Below are 23,943 nucleotides of genomic sequence, written 5' to 3' on the forward strand. Positions count from 1 at the left end.
GCCGGCGTGTCATTGCAGCTCGGAGCCATCGTTGACGCCCTTGGGGGCGAGCTTCATGGCGATGCGGCGCTGTCCATCGAGCGGCTTGCGCCGCTACAGAGTGCACAGCCCGATGCGCTCAGTTTCCTGAGCCATCCCAAATACCAGCAGGAACTGGCGGCCTCCAAGGCCGCCTGTGTCATCGTGTCGCCCGCCATGAGCGAGGCGGCCGCGGCGCGTGGCGCGTACATCGTCACGCCCGACCCCTACTTCTACTTTGCCCGCCTGACGCAGCTCTGGAAGGCGCATCACGCGCGTCCGGAGGCCGACCTGGTGCATCCCAGCGCGGTGATCCACGCCGACGCGCAGGTCGACCCGACGGCGCGCATCGGCGCGTTGTGCGTGGTGGAGCGGGGCGCGCGCATCGGCGCGGGCACCGTGCTGAAGTCGCGCGTGACCGTCAGCGAAGACTGCACGATCGGCGAGCGTTGCCTGCTGCATCCCGGCGTGGTCATCGGCGCGGACGGCTTCGGCCTGGCGCTGCACCAGGGGCAGTGGGTCAAGATCGAGCAGCTGGGCGCGGTGCGCATCGGCAACGACGTGGAGATCGGCGCCAACACCTGCATCGACCGCGGCGCGCTCGACGACACCGTCATCGAAGACGGCGTGAAGCTCGACAACCTGATCCAGATCGGCCACAACGTGCGCGTCGGCAAGAACACCGCCATGGCGGGGTGCGTCGGCGTGGCCGGCAGTGCCGTCATCGGCGCCAACTGCACCTTCGGCGGCGGCGCCATCGTGCTGGGCCACCTGAGCGTGGCCGACGGCGTGCACGTGTCCGCCGCCACGGTGGTTACCCGTTCGATCCACAAGGCCGGCCAATACACCGGCATGTTTCCCATCGATGACAATGCGAGCTGGGAAAAAAATGCGGCAACGCTCAAGCAGTTGCACAGCCTGCGCGAACGACTGAAGGCGCTGGAGAAGGCTCCCTCGAAAAAATGACGACGATGCAGGAACAGAACATCATGACCAAGCCAGCGATTGCGCTCGATATCCACCAAATCCTCAAGCTGCTGCCGCACCGCTACCCGTTCCTGCTGGTGGACCGCGTGCTGGACATGGAAAAGGGCAAGCGCATCACGGCGCTGAAGAACGTGACCATGAACGAGCCGTTCTTCAACGGCCACTTCCCGCACCGTCCGGTGATGCCGGGCGTGCTGATGCTCGAAGCCATGGCGCAGGCGGCCGCGCTGCTGTCGTTCCACTCGCTGGACATCGTGCCGGACGACAACACGGTCTACTACTTCGCGGCCATCGACGGCGCGCGTTTCAAGCGGCCCGTGGAACCCGGCGACCAGTTGACGCTCGAAGTCGAGATCGAACGCATGAAAGCGGGCATCTCGAAATTCAAGGGCCGAGCCCTGGTTGGCAGTGAACTCGCCTGCGAGGCGACGCTGATGTGCGCCATGCGCCAGATCAACTGATCCGGCTGCAGTCACCACAAGGCATGACCCAGGTTCATTCGACAGCCGTCATCGATCCCCAGGCCGAACTCGACGCCTCGGTGTCGGTCGGCCCCTATACCGTGATCGGCCCGCACGTGCGTGTGGGCGCGGGCACCACCATCGGCGCGCACTGCGTGATCGAGGGACGCACGACCATCGGCCGCGACAATCGGATCTTCCAGTTCTCGTCGCTCGGCGCCGTGCCTCAGGACAAGAAATACGCCGGCGAGCCGACCGAGCTCGTCATCGGCGACCGCAACGTGATCCGCGAGTTCTGCACCTTCAACCTCGGCGTGCCGGGGGCAGGGGGCGTGACGCGCGTGGGCAACGACAACTGGATCATGGCGTACACGCACATCGCGCACGACTGCCAGGTCGACAACCACACCACGCTGGCCAACAACACCACGCTGGCCGGGCACGTGCACCTGGCCGACTGGGTCACGGTGGGTGGGCTCACGGGCATCCACCAGTTCGTGTCGGTCGGCGCGCACGCCATGGTCGGCTTTGCCAGCGCGGTCACGCAGGACGTGCCGCCCTTCATGCTGGTCGACGGCAACCCGCTCGCGGTGCGCGGCTTCAACATCGTCGGCCTGCGCCGCCGTGACTTCTCCTCACAGCGGCTCGCGGCCGTGAAGCAGATGCACCGCCTGCTGTACCGCCAGAACAAGACGCTCGACGAGGCGCGAACCGGCATCGCAGCGCTGGCGGCCGAGATGCCGGAAGCATCCGGCGACGTCGCGCTGATGGAAGCCTTCCTCGCCAGCTCGACGCGCGGCATCGCGCGCTGACGTGACGGCGATGCAGAAGGACGGACAGCGGCGTTTCGCGCTGGTCGCGGGCGAAGCGTCCGGCGACCTGCTCGCCGGCCTGCTGCTCGACGGACTGCAAGCCCGCTGGCCTGGCCTCGAAACCGTCGGCATCGGCGGTCCCCGCATGCTGGCCCACGGCTTCCAGAGCTGGTGGCCGCAGGAAAAGCTGGCGGTGCGCGGCTACGTCGAGGTGCTGCGGCACTACGCCGAGATCGCCGGCATCCGCCGCCAGCTGAAGGCGCGGCTGCTGCGCGAATGGGCCGAACTGTTCATCGGCGTGGACGCCCCCGATTTCAATCTCGACCTCGAAGCCGGCCTGCGCAGCCGGGGCATGAAGACGGTGCATTTCATCTGCCCGTCGATCTGGGCCTGGCGCCCCGAACGCATTGAGAAGGTCCGCGCCGCCGCCGACCATGTGCTGTGCATCTTCCCGTTCGAGCCGGCCTTGCTGGCCGAGCACGGCGTGGCGGGCAGCTACGTGGGCCATCCGCTGGCCAACGTGATCCCTATGACGCCCGACCGCGCTGGCGCCCGCGCCGCCATCGGCCTGGCGCCCGATGCGCAGGTCGTGGCCCTGCTGCCTGGCAGCCGCCGCTCCGAAGTGCGCTACCTGGCCGCCCGTTTCTTCGCCGCTGCCGCGCTGATGCACAAGCAGCGCCCCGGCGTGCAGTTCGTGGCGCCCATCCTGCCGGGCCTGCGTGCCGAGGTCGAAGGCCTGCTGCAGGCCAGCGGCATGACCGGCCGCGTGAAGCTGCTGGACGGCCAGTCGCACGCCGCGCTGGCCGCCTGCGACGCCACGCTGATCGCCAGCGGCACCGCCACGCTCGAGGCGGCGCTGTTCAAGCGGCCGATGGTCATCGCCTACAACATGAACGCGCTGTCGTGGCGCCTCATGCAGCGCAAGCAGCTGCAGCCGTGGGTGGGCCTGCCCAACATCCTGTGCCGTGACTTCGTGGTGCCCGAACTGCTGCAGGAAGCCGCCACGCCCGAGGCGGTGGCCCAGGCCACGCTGGCCTGGCTCGACGCGCCCGAGAAGACGCAGGCGCTGCAACAAAGATTTTCAGAGCTGCATGTGCAATTGCAGCGCGATACGCCGACACTTTGCGCCGATGCGATCCAGAAAGTTCTTGAAGGCTGAACAGGCCCCGCTGGTGTGGGACGCTCCAGGCTTGATGGCGGGCGTCGACGAGGCGGGCCGCGGTCCGCTGGCCGGCCCCGTGGTGGCCGCCGCGGTGATCCTGGACGACCTGCGGCCGATCCGCGGCCTGGCCGACTCCAAGACGCTCACGGCGCTGCAGCGCGAACGCCTGCACGACCAGATCCTGGCCAAGGCGCTGTGCTGCTCCATTGCACAGGCCACCGTCGAAGAAATCGACACCCACAACATCCTGCAGGCCACCATGATCGCCATGCGGCGCGCGGTCGAGGGGCTGCGCCTGAAGCCGGTGAAGGTGCTGGTCGACGGCAACCGCCTGCCTACGCTCGACGTTCTGGCCGAGGCCATCGTCAAGGGCGACGCGCGCGTCAAGGCGATTTCCGCCGCGTCGATCCTGGCGAAAGTGCACCGCGACCGGCTCTGCGAACAGCTGCACAACGAGTTTCCGCACTACGGCTTCGCCGGCCACAAGGGCTACGGCACGCCCGAGCACTTGGAGGCGCTGCAGCGCCACGGTGCCTGCGTGCACCACCGCAGGTCTTTCAGCCCCGTGGCCGCGGCGCTCGCGCGCACGGGCGGCACGCTGAGCGTGGTGCTGCCGGCGGATGCGGCGCAACCGGCCATGGTGATCGGCATTGCCGAGCCGGTGCGCCTCGACCTGCGCACGGCGCCCTGAACCCCCGATGACCTCCGACACCGGCGCGAGCCATATCAGCTCGCGCGACAACCCGCTGCTCAAGGACCTGCGCAAGCTCGCGCAAGACCCGGGCGCCTACCGCAAGCTGGGCCGCATCTGGCTCGAGGGCGACCACCTGTGCCGCGCGGCACTGGCACGCGGCGTGAAGCCGGCCATTGCCGTGTTTTCAGAGTCTTTTTGGCCCAATGCGCCCGTCGAATGGTCGCATGGCGCTATCAAAACAGTAGTCGTGAGCGACGACCTGCTGCGCGGCGCCAGCGGGCTCGAGTCGCCCGCGCCGATGGGTTTCGTGCTCGACCTGCCGGCCCGCCCCGAACTCATTCCCGACGCGCCCAGCGTCGTGCTCGACCGCCTGCAGGACGCCGGCAACGCAGGCTCCATCCTGCGCAGCGCCGCCGCCTTCGGCTTCACCCAGGTGATCGCGCTCAAGGGCACGGCCGCGCTGTGGGCGCCGAAGGTGCTGCGCGCCGGCATGGGCGCCCATTTCGGCCTGCGGCTGATCGAGGGCGTGGACGCCGAGGCGCTCGACGCGCTGCGGGTCCCGCTGGTCGCCACCAGTTCGCACCGCGGCGACTGGCTCCACAAGGCCGACTTGCCGCATCCCTGCGCCTGGCTCATGGGCCACGAGGGGCAGGGCGTGTCGGCGGCGCTCGAGGCCCGCGCCACGCACCATATCCGCATTGCGCAGCCGGGCGGCGAGGAGTCGCTCAACGTGGCCGCCGCGGCCGCCATCTGCCTGCACGCGAGCGGAGCAGCCCTGCAGGGCAGATAACACACTCAGACCGAGCTACAATCGGGGGCTTACTCGCAATAGCGTCGCCCGGCCGCCTTCAACGCCAAAATCCCCTTAAGCAGCAGTCCGCAGGCAACGCGCCTGGGGCTCCGGGCGACCGTAACCATTCGGAGAACCCAGTGCTTTTGTCTCTCAAGGGAAGTTTCCCGCCCGCCATCCTGGCGCTCGCAGACGGCACGGTCTTTCAAGGCAACTCGATCGGAGCCGCCGGCTCCACGACCGGTGAAGTGGTGTTCAACACCGCGATGACCGGTTACCAGGAAATCCTGACCGACCCCAGCTACTGCCAGCAGATCGTGACGCTCACGTATCCGCACATCGGCAACTACGGCGTCAACGGGGAAGACATCGAAGCCGACAAGATCCATGCCGCGGGCCTGATCATCAAGGACCTGCCTCTCGTCGCGTCCAACTTCCGCAAGACCGCCACGCTGACCGAGTACCTCGTGTCCGGCAACACGGTGGCCATTGCGAACATCGACACCCGCAAGCTCACGCGCCACCTGCGCACCCACGGCGCGCAGAACGGCTGCATCCTCGGCCTGGCCGCGGGCGAGGCCGTGACGCAGGCGCTGATCGACAAGGCCATCGCCGCCGCCAAGGCCGCGCCGAGCATGGCCGGCCTCGACCTCGCCAAGGTGGTGTCGGTCACGCAGACCTACGAGTGGACCGAAACCGAGTGGAAGCTGGGCGCGGGCTACGGCGTGCAGATCACGCCCAAGTTTCACGTGGTCGCGTTCGACTACGGCGTCAAGAAGAACATCCTGCGCATGATCGCGCAGCGCGGCGCGCGCATCACCGTGGTGCCCGCGCAGACGCCCGCGGCCGACGTGCTCAAGCTCAAGCCCGACGGCATCTTCCTGGCCAACGGCCCCGGCGACCCGGAGCCTTGCGACTACGCCATCAGCGCCGTCAAGGAACTGATCGAGACCGGCATTCCCACCTTCGGCATCTGCCTGGGCCACCAGATCATGGCGCTGGCCTCGGGCGCCAAGACCTTCAAGATGAAGTTCGGCCACCACGGCGCGAACCATCCGGTGAAGGACCTGGACAACGGCCGCGTGAGCATCACCAGCCAGAACCACGGCTTCGCGGTCGACGAGAAGTCGCTGCCGGCCACCCTGCGTCCCACCCACATCAGCCTGTTCGACAACACGCTGCAGGGCCTGGCGCGCACCGACAAGCCCGCGTTCTGCTTCCAGGGCCACCCTGAAGCCTCGCCCGGCCCGCACGACATCGGCTACCTGTTCGATCGCTTCACGGCACTCATGGAAAAGCACAAGACGGAAAAGACGGAGAGCAAGAATGCCTAAGCGCACAGACCTCAAATCGATCCTCATCATCGGCGCCGGCCCGATCATCATCGGCCAGGCCTGCGAGTTCGACTACTCCGGCGTGCAAGCCTGCAAGGCGCTGCGCGAAGAGGGCTACAAGGTCATCCTGATCAACAGCAACCCCGCGACGATCATGACCGACCCGGCCACGGCCGACGTCACCTACATCGAGCCCATCACCTGGCAGACGGTCGAGAAGATCATCGCCAAGGAACGCCCCGACGCGATCCTGCCGACCATGGGCGGCCAGACCGCGCTGAACTGCGCGCTCGACCTGTGGCGCAACGGCGTGCTCGACAAGTACACGGGCGCTTCGACCAACAAGCCGGTTGAGCTCATCGGCGCCACGCCCGAAGCCATCGACAAGGCCGAAGACCGCCTGAAGTTCAAGGACGCGATGACCAAGATCGGTCTCGGTTCGGCGCGCTCGGGCATTGCGCACACCATGGACGAAGCCTGGGCCGTGCAGAAGACGCTCGGCTTCCCGACCGTGATCCGCCCGAGCTTCACGCTCGGCGGCACCGGCGGTGGCATCGCCTACAACCCCGACGAATTCGAGACCATCTGCAAGCGCGGCATCGAAGCCTCGCCCACCAACGAGCTGCTGATCGAAGAATCGCTGCTCGGCTGGAAAGAGTACGAGATGGAGGTCGTGCGCGACAAGGCCGACAACTGCATCATCGTCTGCTCGATCGAAAACCTCGACCCGATGGGCGTGCACACCGGCGACTCGATCACCGTGGCCCCCGCGCAGACGCTCTCCGACAAGGAATACCAGATCCTGCGCAACGCCTCGCTGGCCGTGCTGCGCGAGATCGGCGTGGACACCGGCGGCTCGAACGTGCAGTTCTCCATCAACCCGAAGGACGGCCGCATGGTCGTCATCGAGATGAACCCGCGCGTGTCGCGTTCGTCGGCGCTGGCCTCCAAGGCCACGGGTTTCCCGATCGCCAAGGTCGCGGCCAAGCTGGCCGTGGGCTACACGCTCGACGAGCTGCGCAACGAAATCACGGGCGGCGCCACGCCCGCGTCGTTCGAGCCCTCGATCGACTACGTGGTCACCAAGATCCCGCGTTTCGCGTTCGAGAAATTCCCGCAGGCCGACTCGCGCCTCACGACGCAGATGAAGTCGGTGGGCGAGGTGATGGCCATGGGCCGCACCTTCCAGGAATCGTTCCAGAAGGCCCTGCGCGGCCTCGAGGTGGGCGTGGACGGCCTGAACGAGAAGACGCAGGACCGCGAAGTGCTCGAGAAGGAACTGGGCGAGCCCGGTCCCGAGCGCATCTGGTACGTGGGCGATGCCTTCGCCATGGGCCTGAGCGTCGATGAAGTGTTCGCGCTGACCAAGATCGACCCGTGGTTCCTGGTGCAGATCGAAGAGATCGTGAAGATCGAGCTCGAACTCGAAACCAAGTCGCTCGACCAGATCGACAAGGACACGCTGCTCGCGCTGAAGAAGAAGGGCTTCTCCGACCGCCGCCTCGCCAAGCAGCTGAAGACCACCGACACGGCCATTCGCGAGAAGCGCCGCGCCCTGGGCGTGCGCCCGGTCTACAAGCGCGTGGACACCTGCGCGGCCGAGTTCGCGACCAACACGGCCTACATGTACTCGACCTACGAGGACGAGTGCGAAGCCGACCCGACGGACAAGAAGAAGATCATGGTGCTCGGCGGCGGTCCCAACCGCATCGGCCAGGGCATCGAGTTCGACTACTGCTGCGTGCACGCCGCGCTCGCCATGCGCGAAGACGGCTACGAGACCATCATGGTCAACTGCAACCCCGAGACCGTGTCGACCGACTACGACACCTCGGACCGCCTGTACTTCGAGCCGCTGACGCTGGAAGACGTGCTCGAGATCGTCGACAAGGAAAAGCCGCTCGGCGTGATCGTGCAGTACGGCGGCCAGACGCCTTTGAAGCTCGCGCTCGACCTCGAAGCCAACGGCGTGCCGATCATCGGCACCTCGCCCGACATGATCGATGCGGCCGAAGACCGCGAGCGCTTCCAGAAGCTGCTGCACGAGCTGGGCCTGCGCCAGCCGCCGAACGCCACCGCGCGCACCGAACCCGAGGCCCTCGAGAAGGCCGCGGCGCTGGGCTATCCGCTGGTGGTGCGCCCGAGCTACGTGCTCGGCGGCCGCGCGATGGAAATCGTGCACGAGCAACGCGACCTCGAGCGCTACATGCGCGAAGCGGTCAAGGTGAGCAACGACTCGCCCGTGCTGCTCGACCGCTTCCTGAACGACGCCGTCGAATGCGACGTCGACTGCATCCGCGACGGCGAAGGCGCCACGCTGATCGGCGGCGTGATGGAGCACATCGAGCAAGCCGGCGTGCACTCAGGCGACTCCGCCTGCTCGCTGCCGCCGTACAGCCTGAACGCGGACACCATCGCCGAACTGAAGCGCCAGAGCGCCGCCATGGCGAAGGCGCTGAACGTGGTCGGCCTGATGAACGTGCAGTTCGCCATCCAGCAGAAGGACGGCAAGGACGTCATCTACGTGCTCGAAGTGAACCCGCGTGCGTCGCGCACCGTGCCTTACGTGAGCAAGGCCACGGGCATCCAGCTCGCCAAGGTGGCGGCACGCTGCATGGCCGGCCAGTCGCTGGCGTCGCAGGGCGTGACGAAGGAAGTCACGCCGCCGTACTTCAGCGTGAAGGAAGCCGTGTTCCCGTTCGTCAAGTTCCCGGGCGTGGACACCATCCTCGGCCCCGAGATGAAGTCGACCGGCGAAGTGATGGGCGTGGGCAAGACCTTCGGCGAAGCTTTCGTGAAGTCGCAGATCGGCGCCGGCACGCTGCTGCCGAAGTCGGGCAAGGTCTTCATCTCGGTGAAGAACAACGACAAGGCGCGTGCGGTGGAAGTGGCGCGTGGCCTGGTCAAGCTCGGCTTCGTGCTGACGGCGACCAAGGGCACGGCGGCCGCCATCAGCGCGGCCGGTATCGAGTGCGCGACGGTGAACAAGGTGACCGAAGGCCGCCCGCACATCGTGGACATGATCAAGAACAACGAGATTGCGCTGGTCATCAACACGGTGGAAGAGCGCCGCAACGCGATCACCGACTCGCGGCTGATCCGCACCTCGGCGCTGCTGGCGCGCGTGACCACGTTCACCACGATCTTCGGCGCCGAAGCGGCCGTCGAAGGCATGGGCTTCATGGACGAGTTGGGCGTGATCTCGGTGCAGGAGATGCACGCGCAGCTGGCTGCGGCAGCCTGAGCGTCGCCATGCAAACGCAGCTCGTCGAACTGGGCCTGACGGACTGGAACGCGGCCACGCCCAACGAGGCGTGGATCGCAGAACTCGAAGCGGGCAAGGTGCTGTACTTTCCGCGCCTGGGCTTCGAGCTGCTGCCTGAAGAGCGCAGCCTGCTGACGCCCGGCCTGCTGTCGCCCGACGTGCGCAACATCAGCCTCGACGCCGCCGGCAAGCTCAAGGGCGCGGTGGGCGAGGAGGCCGTGCAACGCATGGCGGCGGCGATGGTGGGGCGCTTTCGGGCGCAGGCCACGCAGCTCATTCACGGGCTGCTGCCGCACTACACGCCGGCCCTGCGGCTGGCCCCCACCAGCTACCGGCCGGCGCAGGTCGAGACGCGCGTGCAGTCGTGGCGCGCGGACGATCGCCGGCTGCACGTCGACGCATTCCCGTCGCGCCCCAACTACGGCGAACGCATCCTGCGCGTGTTCACCAACGTCAACCCCGAAGGCGCACCGCGCGTGTGGCGCGTGGGCGAGCCTTTCGAGGACATCGCCCGGCGCTTCCTGCCGCGTGCCAAGCCGTATGTGCGCTGGCAGGCCAAGGTGCTGCGCGCCTTGCGTGTGACGAAGTCGTTCCGCAGCGAGTACGACCACCTGATGCTCCAGCTGCACGACGGCATGAAGTCGGACATGGCGTACCAGGAAAACTCGCCGCAGGAGACCGCCAAATTCCCGCCGGGTTCGGTGTGGGTGTGCTTCTCCGACCAGACCTCGCACGCCGTGATGGCGGGCCAGTACATGCTCGAGCAGACGCTTCATCTGGCTGCATCGAAGCAATACAATCCCGACTCGAGCCCGCTCGCCATCCTGAGCCGGCTGACCGGACGCACACTCGTCTGATCCTGTCCCTTACTCGACCGCCGAACGGCAGCGTTCGGCGGTTTCGCTTTATGGAGAACCAACAACATGGCCACCATCCCGATCACCAAGCGCGGCGCTGAAAAACTGCGCGCCGAACTGCATCAGCTCAAGACGGTGGACCGTCCCTGGGTCATCAATGCAATTTCCGAAGCACGCGCGCAGGGCGACCTGAGCGAGAACGCCGAATACGAGGTCGCCAAGGACCGCCAGGGCTTCATCGAAGGCCGCATCCAGGAAGTCGAAGGCAAGCTGTCGGCCGCGCAGATCATCGATCCGAGCGAACTCGATGCCGGCGGCAAGGTGGTGTTCGGCTCGACCGTCGAGCTCGAGGAAGAAGAATCGGGCGACGCCGTGAAGTACCAGATCGTCGGCGAGGACGAAGCCGACCTGAAGCTCGGCCTGATCAACATCTCCAGCCCGATCGCGCGCGCGCTGATCGGCAAGGAAGAGGGCGACACCGCCGAAGTGCAGGCCCCGGGCGGCCTGAAGCGCTACGAGATCGTGGGCGTCCGCTACCTGTGATTCGTCGGCAATGAAAGACCGCATTGCGCTGATGCTGGCCGCCTTCTGGTGGGGCAGCCTCACCACGATCGGCTTTCTGGTGGTGCCGATGCTCTTCGCCAGGCTCGGCAACCCGTCGGTGGCAGGCAACTTTGCCGGCCAGTTGTTCGAGGCGCAGAGCTGGATCGCGATCGGCTGCGGGCTGATCCTGCTGATCCATTTCAGGACCAAGGCGGACGAGCGCATGGATGGGCCGACCATGACGGCCATGTTCCTGATCCTGGCCGCACTGCTGCTGGCGCTGCTTCAGCAGTACGCCGTGGCGCCGCGCATCCTGGCGCGCGAAAACCTCAAGCTGTGGCATGCCATGGGCAGCGGCATGTACCTGGTGCAGTGGGTGTGCGCGGGCGTGCTGCTGTGGCGCATGGGCGCCCGCAAGCCCGGCTGAAAACCGGCTGAACAGCAGAGGCGGCAGCCGCAATGGCTGCGCCGCCTGCGCTCCTACTCTTTCCAGTATTTGGCGACCCAGCGCGCCGGCCTTATGTACCGGAAGGCGCGGTTGCGCCGGCCCGCCAGTGCGTCCGGCGGGTTGCACTCGCCATGGAACACCATGATGCGGGCGTCCTCGGGCACGAAGGGCTCTTCCCAGTAGTTGGTCGGCCAGGTCGGGATGCCGTGGTACTTGAAGCTCGGGCACCAGGCTTCGGGCCAATAGGCCAGCTTGCCCTGCTTATGGAGCACGTCCGACAGGTAGGCCTGCTCGTTGCGGTATTCCGCCTGCACCTTCTCCATGTTGGCGCGGAAGTACGCCAGCACGTCGGCATGGGCACCCAGCTCGAAGCGGTAGACCGACGAATTGCCCGTGATCCGCTCGCGCCGCCAGGGGCGGGCGTAGTCGTGAATGATCAGGAACTCGCCGGGCCGCTCGAAGAAGGCGTCCAGGCTGCCCACCACGACCACGTCGAGGTCGAGGAAGAGTGCGGTGCCGCGCAGGCCGTGCAGGTCCTGCTCGAAGGTGGTGAGCTTCTTCCAGGCGCCGTCACGCTGGCCAGGGGCCAGGTGCAGGTTGAGCGGTGGAATCGGCAGGCACGTCACCTCGGGGTGGATGCCATTGCCGTCGTCGGTCAGGCACACGAACTTGAAGTCACCGCGGAGATTGCGGCGGACCATTGCGTAGAGCCGGTTGACGTATTCGGGGCCGTATTTCGTGCCCCATTTCATGCAGAGGATATGGCGCTGGGCGCCTTGCGCTGCCGCCAAGCTCAATCTGCCTGGTTGCGCTTCTTGGCCGACAGCGGCCGCTTGGCCTTGGCGCGCTTGATGGTGCCGCCAGGGGTGAGGCGCTGGTTGCCGAGCACGCGCAGCGTCTTGATTTCGGGGCGCTGGCCGCCGCGCTTGCTGTACTTGACGATCTTCACGTCGCGCGGGCCTGGCATGCGGTCTTCGTCGATCACACGCTCTTTTTCGGGAATCGGACGCCACAGCACCAGCAGCTTGCCGATGTGCTGGATCGGGGCGGCGTCCAGTTCATCGGCCAGCTCGCGCAGCATGGCGTCGCGGGCAAGGCGGTCGTCGGAGAAAACGCGGACCTTGATCAGGCCATGGGCCTTGAGCGCCGCGTCGGCTTCCTTCTTTACGGCAGGGGTGAGCCCGTCTCCACCGACCATGACGATCGGATCCAGGTGGTGAGCTTCGGCGCGGTGCACCTTGCGCTCGGCAGGGGTAAGTTGAATGGCGGGCATCCCCGTATTATCGACGCGTACACGAAGACCCTCATGAGCACCAAAGCCAAAAGCAAAAAAGTCAATAAAGCGTGGCTTCACGACCATATCAACGACCCCTACGTGAAGCTCGCCACGCGAGAGGGATATCGGGCGCGCGCAGCCTACAAACTGAAGGAAATCGACGAGTCGTTCGGGCTGGTCAAGCCCGGCCAGCTGGTGGTGGACCTCGGCTCCACGCCGGGCGCCTGGAGCCAGTACCTGCGCCGGCGCATGTCGCCCGACGGCGCGGCGGCCGGCGCGCTGAACGGCACGATCGTCGCCCTGGACATGCTGGAGATGGAGCCCATCGAGGGCGTGACCTTCCTGCAGGGCGATTTCCGTGAAGATGCGCTTCTGCAACAGTTGCTGGGTGTGCTGGCCGGCCGCAAGGCCGACCTGGTGGTTTCGGACATGGCGCCCAACCTGTCGGGCATCCATTCGGCCGATGGCGCCCGGGTGGCGCACCTGATCGAGCTTGCAATCGAGTTCGCCCAGAACCACCTGAAACCCGAGGGCGCGCTGGTGGCCAAGCTGTTCCACGGCAGCGGCTACGACGATCTGGTGAAGCTTTTCAAGGCGAATTTCCGGACCGTGAAGCCCGTCAAGCCCAAGGCGTCGCGCGACAAATCGTCCGAGACCTTCCTTGTCGGTATAGGCCTGAAGGCCTCGGATACGCCTTGATACCTTGCCAAAGAAGGTGCGCAAGAGGTGCGCAATAGGTGCGCAAAGGGTGCGCTCAGGGCGCAAACCCCTGTCAGCCTATGGCTGCATTAGGGAAATGCCAGCTTTTCGCAGCTTGAAAAGCCTAAAATGGGGCGCAATTGCGTACCCATAGCGCGTTTTTTCATCCGTCTGTCACGCGCTTTCGACTGGAGCTTCGTTTGAACAATCAGTGGTTTTCCAAAGTTGCCGTATGGCTCGTCATTGCGATGGTGTTGTTCACTGTGTTCAAGCAGTTCGACACCCGCGGTGGCGTCGGCTCGGGAGCAGTCAGCTACTCCGAGTTTCTGGACCAGGTCCGGAACAACCAAATCAAGAGCGCCGTCATCCCTGAAGGCGCCGGCGGCGGCGAGATCATCGCCGTCACCAACGACGATCGCAAGATCCGCACGACCGCCACGGTGCTCGACCGCGGCCTCGTGGGCGACCTGATCGACCACAACGTCAAGTTCGACGTCAAGCCGCGTGAAGAGGGCTCGCTCCTCATGACGCTGCTGGTCAGCTGGGGCCCGATGCTGCTGCTGATCGGCGTGTGGATCTACTTCATGCGCCAGATGCAGGGCGGCGGCAAGGGCGGGGCGTTCAGCTTCGGCAAAAGCAAGGCCCGCATGATGGACGAGAACAACAACACGGTCACCTTTGCCGACGTCGCAGGCTGCGACGAGGCCAAGGAAGAAGTCCGTGAAGTCGTCGACTTCCTGAAGGACCCGCAGCGCTTCCAGAAGCTCGGCGGCCGCATTCCGCGCGGCCTGCTGCTGGTCGGCCCTCCCGGCACCGGCAAGACGCTGCTGGCCAAGTCGATCGCCGGCGAGGCCAAGGTGCCTTTCTTCTCGATCTCCGGCTCCGATTTCGTTGAAATGTTCGTCGGCGTGGGCGCTGCCCGTGTGCGCGACATGTTCGAGAACGCCAAGAAGAACGCGCCCTGCATCATCTTCATCGACGAAATCGATGCGGTGGGCCGTCAGCGCGGCGCCGGTCTCGGCGGCGGCAACGACGAACGCGAACAGACGCTCAACCAGATGCTGGTCGAGATGGACGGTTTCGAAACCAACCTCGGCGTGATCGTGGTGGCTGCCACCAACCGCCCGGACATCCTGGACGCCGCTCTGCTGCGCCCCGGCCGTTTCGACCGTCAGGTCTACGTGACGCTGCCCGACATCCGCGGCCGCGAACAGATCCTCGGCGTGCACATGCGCAAGGTCCCGCTGGGCCAGGACGTGAACCCGAGCGTCATCGCCCGCGGCACGCCCGGCATGTCCGGCGCCGACCTGGCCAACCTGTGCAATGAAGCCGCCCTGATGGCCGCCCGCCGCAATGCGCGCGTGGTCGAGATGCAGGACTTCGAGAAGGCCAAGGACAAGATCTTCATGGGCCCCGAGCGCAAGAGCATGGTCATGCCCGAGGAAGAACGCCGCAACACGGCCTACCACGAGTCCGGCCACGCCCTCATCGGCAAGCTGCTGCCCAAGTGCGATCCGGTCCACAAGGTCACGATCATTCCGCGTGGCCGTGCCCTGGGCGTGACCATGAGCCTGCCGGCGCAAGACCGCTACAGCTACGACCGTGAGTACATGCTGAACCAGATCAGCATGCTGTTCGGTGGCCGCATCGCCGAAGAAGTGTTCATGCATCAGATGACCACCGGCGCCAGCAACGACTTCGAGCGTGCAACCTCCATCGCCCGCGACATGGTCACGCGCTACGGCATGACCGATGCGCTGGGCCCGATGGTCTACGCAGAGAACGAAGGCGAGGTGTTCCTGGGCCGCTCGGTCACCAAGACCACGAACATGAGCGAGCAGACCATGGAAAAGGTCGACGGCGAAGTGCGCCGCATCATCGACGAGCAGTACGCCCTGGCGCGCGGCCTGATCGAAGCGAACAGCGACAAGATGCACGCGATGGCGAAGGCGCTGCTCGAATGGGAAACCATCGACTCCGAGCAGCTCGACGACATCATGGCCGGCCGCGCACCGCGTCCGCCCAAAGACTGGACGCCCCGCATCCCGCCGTCGGGCAGCGGCGGCAGCGGCGGTACGCCGGCCGTGTCCACCGACCCGGCTCCCAACGCAGCGTGAGCGAGAGCTTGGCGTCAAACCACAACGGGGCCTCTGGCCCCGTTTTTGATGGTGCGCTCGCAGGAACAACGGGAGCAGCGGGGGCAGGGGGGGGCGCCTGGCAGACCTCACGCTTTCGCATCGACCTTGCGCAGCCGCGCGTGATGGGCATCGTCAACGTCACGCCCGATTCCTTTTCGGACGGCGGCGCCCACGCCTCCACCCAAACCGCGCTGCAGCACTGCGAGCAGCTGCTGAAAGAGGGCGCGGACATCCTCGACATCGGCGGTGAATCGACCCGCCCCGGCAGCCCCGCGGTGCCGCTCGACGCCGAACTGGCCCGCGTGGTGCCCGTGGTGCGCGAAGCCGTGAAGCTCGGCGTGCCGATCTCCATCGACACCTACAAGCCCGAGGTGATGCGCGCGGTGCTCGACCTGGGCGCCGACATCGTCAACGACATCTGGGCGCTGCGCCAGCCGGGCGCGCGCGAAGCCGTTGCGGCGCACCCTTCCTGCGGCGTCTGCCTGATGCACATGCACCGCGATCCGCAGACCATGCAGGCGCTGCCGATGACGGGTGACGTGATCCCCGAGGTGTTGGGCTTCCTCGACGCGCAGGTGCAACTTCTGCGCGCGCTGGGAGTCGATCCGTCGCGCATCACGCTGGACCCCGGCGTGGGTTTCGGCAAGACCGTGGCACAGAATTTCGCCTTGCTGGCACGCCAGCGCGAGTTGCTTTCGTGCGGCTTGCCGTTGCTGCTGGGCTGGTCGCGCAAGTCGTCGATCGGCGCGGTCACGGGCATCGAGACGGCCGGCGAGCGCGTCGTGCCGAGCGTCGCCGCGGCGGTGCTGGCGGTGGACCGCGGCGCGGCCGTGGTGCGCGTGCACGACGTGCGCGACACAGTGGCGGCCATCGCTGTATGGCGCGCCATGAGGGAACAAGAGTCAGAACAATCAAACAAGCAGAAGCAACACCCATGACCCGCAAATATTTCGGTACCGACGGCATCCGCGGCACCGTCGGCCAGACCCCCATCACCCCCGATTTCGTGCTGCGCCTCGCGCACGCCGTGGGCCGCGTGCTCAAGAAAAGCCAGTCCCGTCCCACGGTGCTGATCGGCAAGGACACCCGCATCTCGGGCTACATGCTCGAGTCGGCGCTCGAGTCGGGCTTCAACTCGGCCGGCGTCGACGTGGTGCTGCTCGGCCCGCTGCCCACGCCCGGCGTCGCGTACCTCACGCGCGCCCAGCGCGCCAGCCTCGGCGTGGTGATCAGCGCGAGCCACAACGCGTACCCCGACAACGGCATCAAGTTCTTCAGCGCGCAGGGCACCAAGCTCGACGACGCATGGGAGCTGGCCGTCGAAGCCGCGCTCGAAGAGGCGCCGGTGTGGGTGGATTCGGCCAACCTCGGCAAGGCGCGCCGCCTCAACGACGCGCCCGGGCGCTACATCGAGTTCTGCAAGAGCACCTTCGCCAACGACCTGACGCTGCGCGACATGAAGCTGGTGGTCGACGCGGCGCACGGCGCGGCCTACCAGGTGGCGCCCAACGTGTTCCATGAACTGGGTGCGGAAGTGACCAGCATCGGCGTCTCGCCGGACGGCCTCAACATCAACAAGGGCTTCGGCGCGACGCATCCGCAGGCGCTGGTGGCCGCGGTGACGGCGCAGAAGGCCGACTACGGCATCGCGCTCGACGGCGACGCCGACCGCCTGCAACTGGTCGATGCCAGCGGGCGCTTGTTCAACGGCGACGAGCTGCTCTACCTGATGGTCGCCGAGCGCATTGCGCGCGGCGAGAAGCCCGCAGGCGTGGTCGGCACGCTCATGACCAACAAGGCCATCGAGGTGGCGCTGCGCGGGCAGGGCATCGAGTTCGTGCGTGCCAAGGTCGGCGACCGCTACGTGCTCGAAGAGCTCGACAAGCGCGGCTGGCTGCTGGGCGGCGAAGGCTCGGGCCACCTGCTGGCGCTCGACCGCCACACCACCGGCGACGGCATCGTCAGCGCCCTGCAGGTGCTGCAGGCCTGCGTGCGCAGCGGCAAGACGGTGGCGCAGCTGCTCGACGGCGTCACGCTGTTCCCGCAGACGCTGATCAACGTGCGCATTTCGCCCAACCAGAACTGGAAGGACAACAAGGCGCTGGCCAGCGAGACCGAACGCATCGAGGCCGAGCTCGGCGACGCGGGCCGCGTGCTGATCCGTGCGAGCGGCACCGAGCCGCTGGTGCGCGTGATGGTCGAGGCGCGTGACGCCGCACAGGCCGAGTCCTGCGCCCAGCGCCTCGCGGCCACGCTGCAGCCGGCGCAATGACGCAGATCGACGTTCGCCTGGTGGACTACCGCGACGCGGTGCAGGCCGCGGCGCTGGTCGAGCTGCTCGATGCGTATGCCAGCGATCCGGCCGGCGGCGGCACGCCGCTGGACGCCGCGGTGCGCCAGGGCCTGCCCGCGGCGCTCGCGGCGCGTCCGCAGGCCTTCAGCGTGCTCGCCTACGACGGCGAACAGGCCGTGGGCCTCGTCAACTGCATCGAGGGCTTCTCGACCTTCGCCTGCCAGCCGCTGGTGAACGTGCACGACGTGGTGGTGCTGGCCGGCCATCGCGGACAGCGCGTGGCGCAGAAGATGTTCGCGCTGGTCGAGCAGGAGGCACGCAAGCGGGGCGCCTGCAAGCTCACGCTGGAAGTGCTGTCGGGCAATGCGCCCGCGTTGCGCACCTACGCGCGCGAGGGATTCGAGGGTTACCAGCTGGACCCGGCTTTCGGCCACGCCGTCTTCCTGCAGAAGAAGCTCTGAAAGCAAAAAGGGCCGAGGCGCACTGAACGCCGTCGGCCCTCGTTTCTCGACCCTCTCCCGCAGGAGGAGAGGGAAGAAAAAAACCTGTCAGAAGCGCGTCACGGGCATTTCCGCATCGGCCTTGTTGGGTGCGTACTTGCCCAGCTCCCACTTGGCGATCGCGTTGCGGTGCACTTCGTCCGGACCGTCCGCGAAGCGCAGCGTGCGCGCGCCGGCGTAGGCGGCTGCCAGCGGGAAGTCGTCGCACATGCCGCCGCCGCCGTGGACCTGCATGGCCCAGTCGATCACCTGGCAGGCCATCGACGGTGCGACGACCTTGATCATGGCGATCTCGTTCTTGGCGACCTTGTTGCCGGCCACGTCCATCAGCCAGGCGGCCTTCAGCGTGAGCAGGCGAGCCATGTCGATCTTGCAACGCGCTTCGGCGATGCGCTCCTGCGTGACGGTCTGCGACGCCACGGTCTTGCCGAAGGCCACGCGCGACGAGGCGCGTTTGCACATCAGCTCGAGCGCGCGCTCGGCCAGGCCGATCAGGCGCATGCAGTGGTGGATGCGTCCCGGGCCAAGGCGGCCCTGGGCGATTTCGAAGCCGCGGCCTTCGCCCAGCAGGATGTTGTCGACGGGCACGCGCACGTTTTCGAAGTACATCTCGACGTGGCCGTGCGGCGCGTCGTCGTAGCCCATCACGTTCAGCGGGCGCACGATGCGGATGCCCTTGGCATCGGCCGGCACGATGACCATGCTCTGCTGCGAGTGGCGCGGCGCCTCGGGGTCGCTCTTGCCCATGGTGATGAAGACGGCGCAGCGCGGATCGGCCGCGCCCGAGATCCACCACTTGTGGCCGTTGATGACGTACTCGTCGCCCTGGCGTTCGATGCGCGTCGAGATGTTGGTGGCGTCGCTCGATGCCACTTCGGGTTCGGTCATCGCGAAGGCCGAGCGGATCTGGCCTTCGAGCAGCGGCTTGAGCCAGCGTGCCTTGATTTCTTCCGAGCCGTAGCGCGCAATGGTCTCCATGTTGCCGGTGTCGGGCGCCGAGCAGTTGAAGGCTTCGCTGGCCCATGGCACTGCGCCCATGATTTCGGCCAGCGGCGCGTATTCCTGGTTGGTCAGGCCCGCGCCGGCGTAGCCGGAAGCCGAGGCGCTGTCGACCGGCAGGAACAGGTTCCACAGGCCCTGGGCCTTGGCCTTTTCCTTGAGCTTTTCCACCGTCTTCAGCGCAGACCAGCGCTTGCCCGCCACCGTGTTGGCGGCCAGCTCGGCGTGGTACTCGGCCTCGGCCGGATAGATGTGGTCGTCCATGAACGCCTGGACGCGCTTCTGAAGGTCTTTGGTTTTGGCCGAGTATTCGAAGTCCATCTTGTGTCTCCTGGTGGGTCCTGTGTGAGTGGGGAGGCGCTGAAAGAAGGCTGCTACGCCTTCTGGGCGAACTGCCAGGCCATTTCAGCCATGGGGCGGGCGCCGCGGGCCGAAGCCACGGCTTGTTCGCTCGATGCGGTGCCAGCCTCGACCCGCTTGGCAATGCCTTGCAGGATCGCGGCCATGCGGAACAGGTTGTAGGCCTGGTAGAAGTTCCAGTCGGGCGCCAGCGCTTCCGGCGTGCTGATGCGGGTGCGTTCGCAATAGCGGCGGATGTATTCGCTCTCGGTCGGAATGCCCAGTGAGACCAGGTCCACGCCGCCAATGCCGCGTCCGGTGGTGGGCGGCATGTGCCACGACATGCAGTGGTAGCTGAAGTCGGCCAGCGGGTGGCCCAGCGTGGAAAGCTCCCAGTCGAGCACAGCGATGATGCGCGGCTCGGTGGCGTGGAACATCACGTTGTCCAGGCGGTAGTCGCCGTGCACGATCGACACCTTGCTCTCGTCGCGTGCGCTCGCCGGCATGTGCGCGGGCAGCCAGTCGATCAGCCGCTCCATGGCCTCGATCGGCTGCGAAAGCTCGGCGGCGCCATCCGCCGAAGCCTTGTACTGCTTGCTCCAGCGGCCGATCTGGCGGTCGAAGTAGTTGCCGGGCTTGCCGTAGTCGGCCAGGCCGCGGGCGGCGAAGTCGACCGTGTGCAGCGCGGCAATCACGCGGTTCATCTCGTCGTAGTGGGCCGCGCGTTCGGCGTTGCTGAAGCCCGGCAGCGACTGGTCCCACAGCACGCGGCCCTGCATGAATTCCATGACGTAGAAGGCCCGGCCGATGACGCCTTCGTCCTCGCACAGGCAGTACATGCGCGGCACCGGCACGTCGGTGCCGGCAAGGCCGCTCATCACCTTGAACTCGCGCTCCACCGCATGCGCGGAGGGCAGCAGCTTGGCGACCGGGCCCGGCTTGGCGCGCATCACGTAGCTCTGCGAGGGCGTGAGGAGCTTGTAGGTCGGGTTCGACTGGCCGCCCTTGAACATCTCCACCGTCAGCGGACCCTTGAACCCCTCGAGGTTCTTCTCGAGCCAGGCTGCAAGCGCATCGACGTCGAAAGCGTGCTGTTGCGAGACGGCACGGGTGCCGATGAAGTTGGAGAAGTCCTGGCTCATGTCGGTGGTCTTGTCTGTTCGTTGTTCTAGTCTTCAGCTTCGGAGACGCGCATCAGCGCCGCGCGGTCCAGCACCACGAGGCCGCCCGGCTCGATCCGGATGGTGCCCTCGCGCTCCATCGTCTTCAGCTCCTGGTTGACCCGCTGGCGCGATGCGCCCAGCAGTTGCGCCAGTTCTTCCTGCGCCAGTTGCAGGCCGATGCGCATCTGGCTGCCGTCGTCCAGGTTGGGCACGCCGTAGCTGCGCACGAGGTGAATGAGCTGCTTGGCCAGCCGTGCGCGCAAGGGCAGGGTGTTGAGGTCTTCCACCAGGCCGAACAGCGTGCGGATGCGCCGCGCCTGCAGCCGCATCAGCGCTTCGTACAGCTCCACGTGCGCGGTCAGGATCTTCTGGAAGTCGGCGCGCGCCACGCACAGGATCGTGCTGTCGCCATGCGCATAGGCATCGTGCGTGCGCCGGTCCCCGTCGAACATCGCCACGTCGCCGAACCAGATGCCCGGCTCCACGTAGGTCAGCGTCACCTGCTTGCCCGACACCGCCGTCGAACTCACGCGCACCGCGCCCTTGGCGCAGGCAATCCAATGTTCGGGCGGGTCGCCGCGGGCGGCGATCAGGTCGCCGTCCTTGTAGCGTTTGACGAAGGCGCATCGGAGGATGTCGTGCCGTAGCGATGGAGATAGGGAAGAAAACCAGCGACCACTGTTGATCGCTTCACGTTCTTCGATGGTAAGAATGGGGTCGTCCATTGGTCTGTCCTCTCGGCGACTGGAAAGCTGGTGGGTGTCACGGGAGCGACGCCGTCAGGCGTTACTCGTACTGCGGCGTCTTCTTGTCGAGGAACGCCGCGATGCCGATGCCCGCGTTCGCATGGTGGAGGTTGCGCACGAAGTGGTCGCGCTCCTGCGAGAGCTGCGAGGCCAGCGTGGCGCCGCGCGCGTCGCTCAGCAGTTCCTTGATGCTGGCCAGCGAGTTCGGCGCACGCGCGTTGAGCTTGGCGGCCAGGGCCAGCGCGCCCGCGAGTGCCTGGCCGTTTTCGGTGAGCTCGTTGACCAGGCCCAGCGCATGCAGCCGCGGCGCGCCGATGCGCTCGCCGTTCATGAGCCATTCGCTGGCCAGCTGGCGCGGCAGCTGCTGCCCCAGGTGCCAGCTCAGGCCGCCGTCGGGCGACAGCGCCACGTTGCTGTACGAGGCCGCGAACACCGCGTCGCGCGCCGCCACCACGAAGTCGCAGGCCAGCGCGAGCGAGAAGCCCGCGCCCGCGGCCGCGCCTTCGACCGCCGCGACGATCGGCTTGGGGAAGGTGCGGATCGAATCGATCCAGTTGTGCAGGCCCTCGATGCTCTCGGCCTGCACCGAGCGGTCGAGCTGGCGGTTGGCCAGCAGCCGCTGCAGCGAGCCGCCGGCGCAGAACCAGGCGCCTTCGCCCACGATGACCACGCTGCGGATCTCCGCGCTGCTCTCGGCGCCGTTGAGCGCCTCGATGCCCGCGGCATAGATCTCGGGGCCCAGCGCATTGCGCTGGGTGGGGTTGGCGATCGTCAGCACCATGGTGCTGCCTTCGCTCGTGCTCTTGAGTTCGGCGGTCATGTTCTTCGTTTGCTCATTCTTCTTCGTGCAGCAGGCTCAGGCCCAGCGCACCGCGGCGGCGCAGCCACGGGCTCGGGCGATAGCGCGGGTCGCCGTACACCGTCTGCAGGTTGAACAGCACTTCGAGCATGTTGGTCGGCCCGTAGAGGTTGCCCATGGCGAGCGGGCCGCGCGGATAGCCCAGGCCCAGCTGCACCGCGGTCTCCAGGTCGGCCGGCGTGCACACGCGCTGCTGGCACATGTCGGCCGCGATGTTGACGATGGTGCCGATCACGCGCTGCGTGACGAAGCCGCCGCTGTCGCGGATCACGCTCACGGCCTTGCCGTCGCGTGCGAAGAGGGCGTGCGCCATGTCGCGCATGTCGCGGCGCGTGGCGGGGTTGGTGGCGAGCACGCGGCGCTTGGTGGCGGCGTCGTCGATCAGCATGTCGATGCCGACCGTGCGCGTGGCGTCCAGGCGCTCGACCGCGGCCACCGTGGTCACGTCGAAGCCCAGCGGCGCGACCAGGATCAGCGAATGCGCGGCAGGCGCCGCGCCGCTGTCGATCTGCGCGCCCAGCGTGTTCACCAGGCGCAGCAGCTCGGCACGGCGCGCGGCGCGCGGCGACACCCAGACCGAAGGCGAGCCCTCGACCACCGGCGGCGCGGCCTCCGGCGTCTGCTGCATCACGCCGTCGGTGTAGCGGTAGAAGCCTTCGCCGGTCTTGCGGCCCAGCGCGCCGGCGGCCAGGCGCTGGGCGGTGATCACGCTCGGGCGAAAGCGCGGTTCCTCGAAGTACTGGTGGTAGATCGACTCCATCACCGGGTGCGACACGTCGAGCGCGGTCAGGTCCAGCAGCTCGAACGGGCCGAGGCGAAAGCCCGCCTGGTCCTTCAGGATGCGGTCGATGGTCGCGAAGTCGGCCACGCCTTCACCGACGATGCGCAGTGCTTCGGTGCCGTAGCCGCGGCCCGCGTGGTTGACGATGAAGCCGGGGGTGTCCTGTGCCTGCACGGCGCTGTGGCCCATCTGCGTGGCATAGCCCGCGAGCTGCTTGCAGACTTCGGGCGCGGTCTTGAAGCCCGCGACCACCTCGACCACCTTCATCAGCGGCACGGGGTTGAAGAAGTGGAAACCCGCGAAGCGCTCGGGGTGCTTCAGGCCCGCGGCAATGGCCGTGACCGAGAGCGAAGAGGTGTTGGTGACCAGCGTGGCGGTCTCGCCCACCACGCCTTCGAGCTCGCGGAACAGCTTGCGCTTGACCTCGAGGTCTTCGAGCACCGCCTCGACCACCAGGTCGCAGCCGGCGAGCGCCTGCATCGAGTCGACGGCCTTCACGCGGGCGACGTAGGCGTCGCGCGCGGCGGCGTCGATCTTGTTCTTTTCGAGCAGCTTGTTCCATTGGGCGGCGAGGGTTTCGCGGCCGCGCTCGGCGGCGCCCGCGAAGCTGTCGAGCAGCAGCACTTCGCTGCCTGCCTGGGCCGCGATCTGTGCGATGCCGCGACCCATGGCGCCGGCGCCGACGACGCCGATTCGGGTGTAGTTCACTGTCATTTGCTGGAGGGTTTCAATGGTTGAGTGGTATCCGGAGCCTGCCGTGCAGGCGTTGATGCGGGGGC

23 protein-coding genes are annotated in these 23,943 nt (G+C 66.9%); 16 read left to right on the forward strand and 7 right to left on the reverse strand.

Annotated elements, in window-relative coordinates; translation table 11 throughout:
• The first annotated feature begins 6 nt into the window (after positions 1 to 6).
• The 11 genes from lpxD (at position 7) to BM004_RS20850 (ending at position 11,350) form a co-directional block, all read left to right on the forward strand.
• Positions 7 to 984 carry a UDP-3-O-(3-hydroxymyristoyl)glucosamine N-acyltransferase gene (gene lpxD, locus BM004_RS20800; RefSeq protein WP_093216277.1) on the forward strand — a complete coding sequence of 326 codons (978 nt, stop codon included), beginning with the start codon at positions 7 to 9 and terminating at the stop codon, positions 982 to 984.
• A gap of 23 nt (positions 985 to 1,007) precedes the next feature.
• Positions 1,008 to 1,466, forward strand: coding sequence for a 3-hydroxyacyl-ACP dehydratase FabZ (gene fabZ, locus BM004_RS20805; protein WP_007836981.1), 459 nt, complete (start codon positions 1,008 to 1,010; stop codon positions 1,464 to 1,466).
• Between the two features lie 23 nt (positions 1,467 to 1,489).
• Positions 1,490 to 2,278, forward strand: coding sequence for an acyl-ACP--UDP-N-acetylglucosamine O-acyltransferase (gene lpxA / locus BM004_RS20810; protein ID WP_093216279.1), 789 nt, complete (start codon positions 1,490 to 1,492; stop codon positions 2,276 to 2,278).
• A 10-nt stretch (positions 2,279 to 2,288) separates the two neighbouring features.
• Complete coding sequence (gene lpxB, locus BM004_RS20815; RefSeq protein WP_093216377.1) at positions 2,289 to 3,437, forward strand: lipid-A-disaccharide synthase; 1,149 nt, start codon at positions 2,289 to 2,291, stop codon at positions 3,435 to 3,437.
• On the forward strand, positions 3,409 to 4,131 hold the full coding sequence (gene rnhB, locus BM004_RS20820; protein ID WP_093129902.1) for a ribonuclease HII: 723 nt from the start codon (positions 3,409 to 3,411) through the stop codon (positions 4,129 to 4,131). Before lpxB ends, rnhB begins: the two co-directional genes overlap by 29 nt.
• 7 nt (positions 4,132 to 4,138) lie before the next feature.
• A complete protein-coding gene (locus tag BM004_RS20825; protein WP_093216282.1) occupies positions 4,139 to 4,924 on the forward strand; it encodes a TrmH family RNA methyltransferase in 786 nt (261 codons plus the stop codon).
• Between the two features lie 140 nt (positions 4,925 to 5,064).
• Positions 5,065 to 6,258, forward strand: a complete 1,194-nt coding sequence (carA, locus tag BM004_RS20830) for a glutamine-hydrolyzing carbamoyl-phosphate synthase small subunit (protein WP_093129904.1) — start codon at positions 5,065 to 5,067, stop codon at positions 6,256 to 6,258.
• Positions 6,251 to 9,502: a carbamoyl-phosphate synthase large subunit gene (carB, locus tag BM004_RS20835; RefSeq protein WP_093129905.1), complete on the forward strand. Its 3,252-nt coding sequence runs from the start codon at positions 6,251 to 6,253 to the stop codon at positions 9,500 to 9,502. Before carA ends, carB begins: the two co-directional genes overlap by 8 nt.
• An 8-nt stretch (positions 9,503 to 9,510) precedes the next feature.
• Entirely contained in the window at positions 9,511 to 10,380 is an 870-nt protein-coding gene (locus BM004_RS20840) for a Kdo hydroxylase KdoO (RefSeq protein WP_093216284.1), read from the forward strand.
• Positions 10,381 to 10,446: 66 nt separating this feature from the next.
• Positions 10,447 to 10,923 carry a transcription elongation factor GreA gene (gene greA / locus BM004_RS20845; protein WP_093216287.1) on the forward strand — a complete coding sequence of 159 codons (477 nt, stop codon included), beginning with the start codon at positions 10,447 to 10,449 and terminating at the stop codon, positions 10,921 to 10,923.
• Between the two features lie 10 nt (positions 10,924 to 10,933).
• The gene (locus tag BM004_RS20850) at positions 10,934 to 11,350 is read left to right on the forward strand and encodes a DUF4149 domain-containing protein (protein ID WP_093216290.1); all 417 of its coding nucleotides are present in this window, start codon (positions 10,934 to 10,936) and stop codon (positions 11,348 to 11,350) included.
• Between the two features lie 53 nt (positions 11,351 to 11,403).
• On the opposite strand, the gene BM004_RS20855 is transcribed toward BM004_RS20850, so the two are convergent.
• Both BM004_RS20855 and BM004_RS20860 read right to left on the reverse strand, forming a co-directional pair.
• The gene (locus BM004_RS20855; RefSeq protein ID WP_256219968.1) at positions 11,404 to 12,123 is read right to left on the reverse strand and encodes a glycosyltransferase; all 720 of its coding nucleotides are present in this window, start codon (positions 12,121 to 12,123) and stop codon (positions 11,404 to 11,406) included.
• A gap of 41 nt (positions 12,124 to 12,164) precedes the next feature.
• The gene (locus BM004_RS20860) at positions 12,165 to 12,644 is read right to left on the reverse strand and encodes a YhbY family RNA-binding protein (protein ID WP_093129909.1); all 480 of its coding nucleotides are present in this window, start codon (positions 12,642 to 12,644) and stop codon (positions 12,165 to 12,167) included.
• A gap of 33 nt (positions 12,645 to 12,677) precedes the next feature.
• Between BM004_RS20860 and BM004_RS20865 the strand changes: the two genes are divergently transcribed.
• The 5 genes from BM004_RS20865 (at position 12,678) to BM004_RS20885 (ending at position 18,238) form a co-directional block, all read left to right on the forward strand.
• A complete protein-coding gene (locus BM004_RS20865; RefSeq protein WP_093129910.1) occupies positions 12,678 to 13,346 on the forward strand; it encodes an RlmE family RNA methyltransferase in 669 nt (222 codons plus the stop codon).
• A gap of 200 nt (positions 13,347 to 13,546) precedes the next feature.
• The gene (gene ftsH / locus BM004_RS20870) at positions 13,547 to 15,463 is read left to right on the forward strand and encodes an ATP-dependent zinc metalloprotease FtsH (RefSeq protein ID WP_093129911.1); all 1,917 of its coding nucleotides are present in this window, start codon (positions 13,547 to 13,549) and stop codon (positions 15,461 to 15,463) included.
• Between the two features lie 143 nt (positions 15,464 to 15,606).
• On the forward strand, positions 15,607 to 16,422 hold the full coding sequence (gene folP, locus BM004_RS20875) for a dihydropteroate synthase (protein WP_093216293.1): 816 nt from the start codon (positions 15,607 to 15,609) through the stop codon (positions 16,420 to 16,422).
• Positions 16,419 to 17,756, forward strand: coding sequence for a phosphoglucosamine mutase (gene glmM, locus BM004_RS20880; protein WP_093129913.1), 1,338 nt, complete (start codon positions 16,419 to 16,421; stop codon positions 17,754 to 17,756). The genes folP and glmM overlap by 4 nt, the downstream gene beginning before the upstream one ends.
• Positions 17,753 to 18,238 carry a GNAT family N-acetyltransferase gene (locus tag BM004_RS20885; protein WP_093216295.1) on the forward strand — a complete coding sequence of 162 codons (486 nt, stop codon included), beginning with the start codon at positions 17,753 to 17,755 and terminating at the stop codon, positions 18,236 to 18,238. Before glmM ends, BM004_RS20885 begins: the two co-directional genes overlap by 4 nt.
• An 87-nt stretch (positions 18,239 to 18,325) precedes the next feature.
• Here the strand turns inward: BM004_RS20885 and BM004_RS20890 are convergent, their stop codons facing one another.
• From BM004_RS20890 to BM004_RS20910, 5 genes are all read right to left on the reverse strand, one after another.
• Positions 18,326 to 19,597, reverse strand: coding sequence for an acyl-CoA dehydrogenase family protein (locus BM004_RS20890; protein WP_093129915.1), 1,272 nt, complete (start codon positions 19,595 to 19,597; stop codon positions 18,326 to 18,328).
• A 53-nt stretch (positions 19,598 to 19,650) separates the two neighbouring features.
• Positions 19,651 to 20,757, reverse strand: a complete 1,107-nt coding sequence (locus BM004_RS20895; RefSeq protein ID WP_093216298.1) for a phosphotransferase — start codon at positions 20,755 to 20,757, stop codon at positions 19,651 to 19,653.
• Positions 20,758 to 20,783: 26 nt separating this feature from the next.
• Positions 20,784 to 21,503 (reverse strand): Crp/Fnr family transcriptional regulator, encoded by a 720-nt coding sequence (locus BM004_RS20900; RefSeq protein ID WP_093129917.1) that lies wholly within the window; start codon positions 21,501 to 21,503, stop codon positions 20,784 to 20,786.
• Positions 21,504 to 21,564: 61 nt separating this feature from the next.
• A complete protein-coding gene (locus tag BM004_RS20905) occupies positions 21,565 to 22,344 on the reverse strand; it encodes an oxepin-CoA hydrolase, alternative type (RefSeq protein WP_093216301.1) in 780 nt (259 codons plus the stop codon).
• A 13-nt stretch (positions 22,345 to 22,357) separates the two neighbouring features.
• Complete coding sequence (locus BM004_RS20910) at positions 22,358 to 23,878, reverse strand: 3-hydroxyacyl-CoA dehydrogenase (RefSeq protein ID WP_093216303.1); 1,521 nt, start codon at positions 23,876 to 23,878, stop codon at positions 22,358 to 22,360.
• Positions 23,879 to 23,943: the final 65 nt, after the last annotated feature.

This window comes from Variovorax sp. OK212 (assembly GCF_900112425.1).
GTDB lineage: Bacteria > Pseudomonadota > Gammaproteobacteria > Burkholderiales > Burkholderiaceae_C > Variovorax.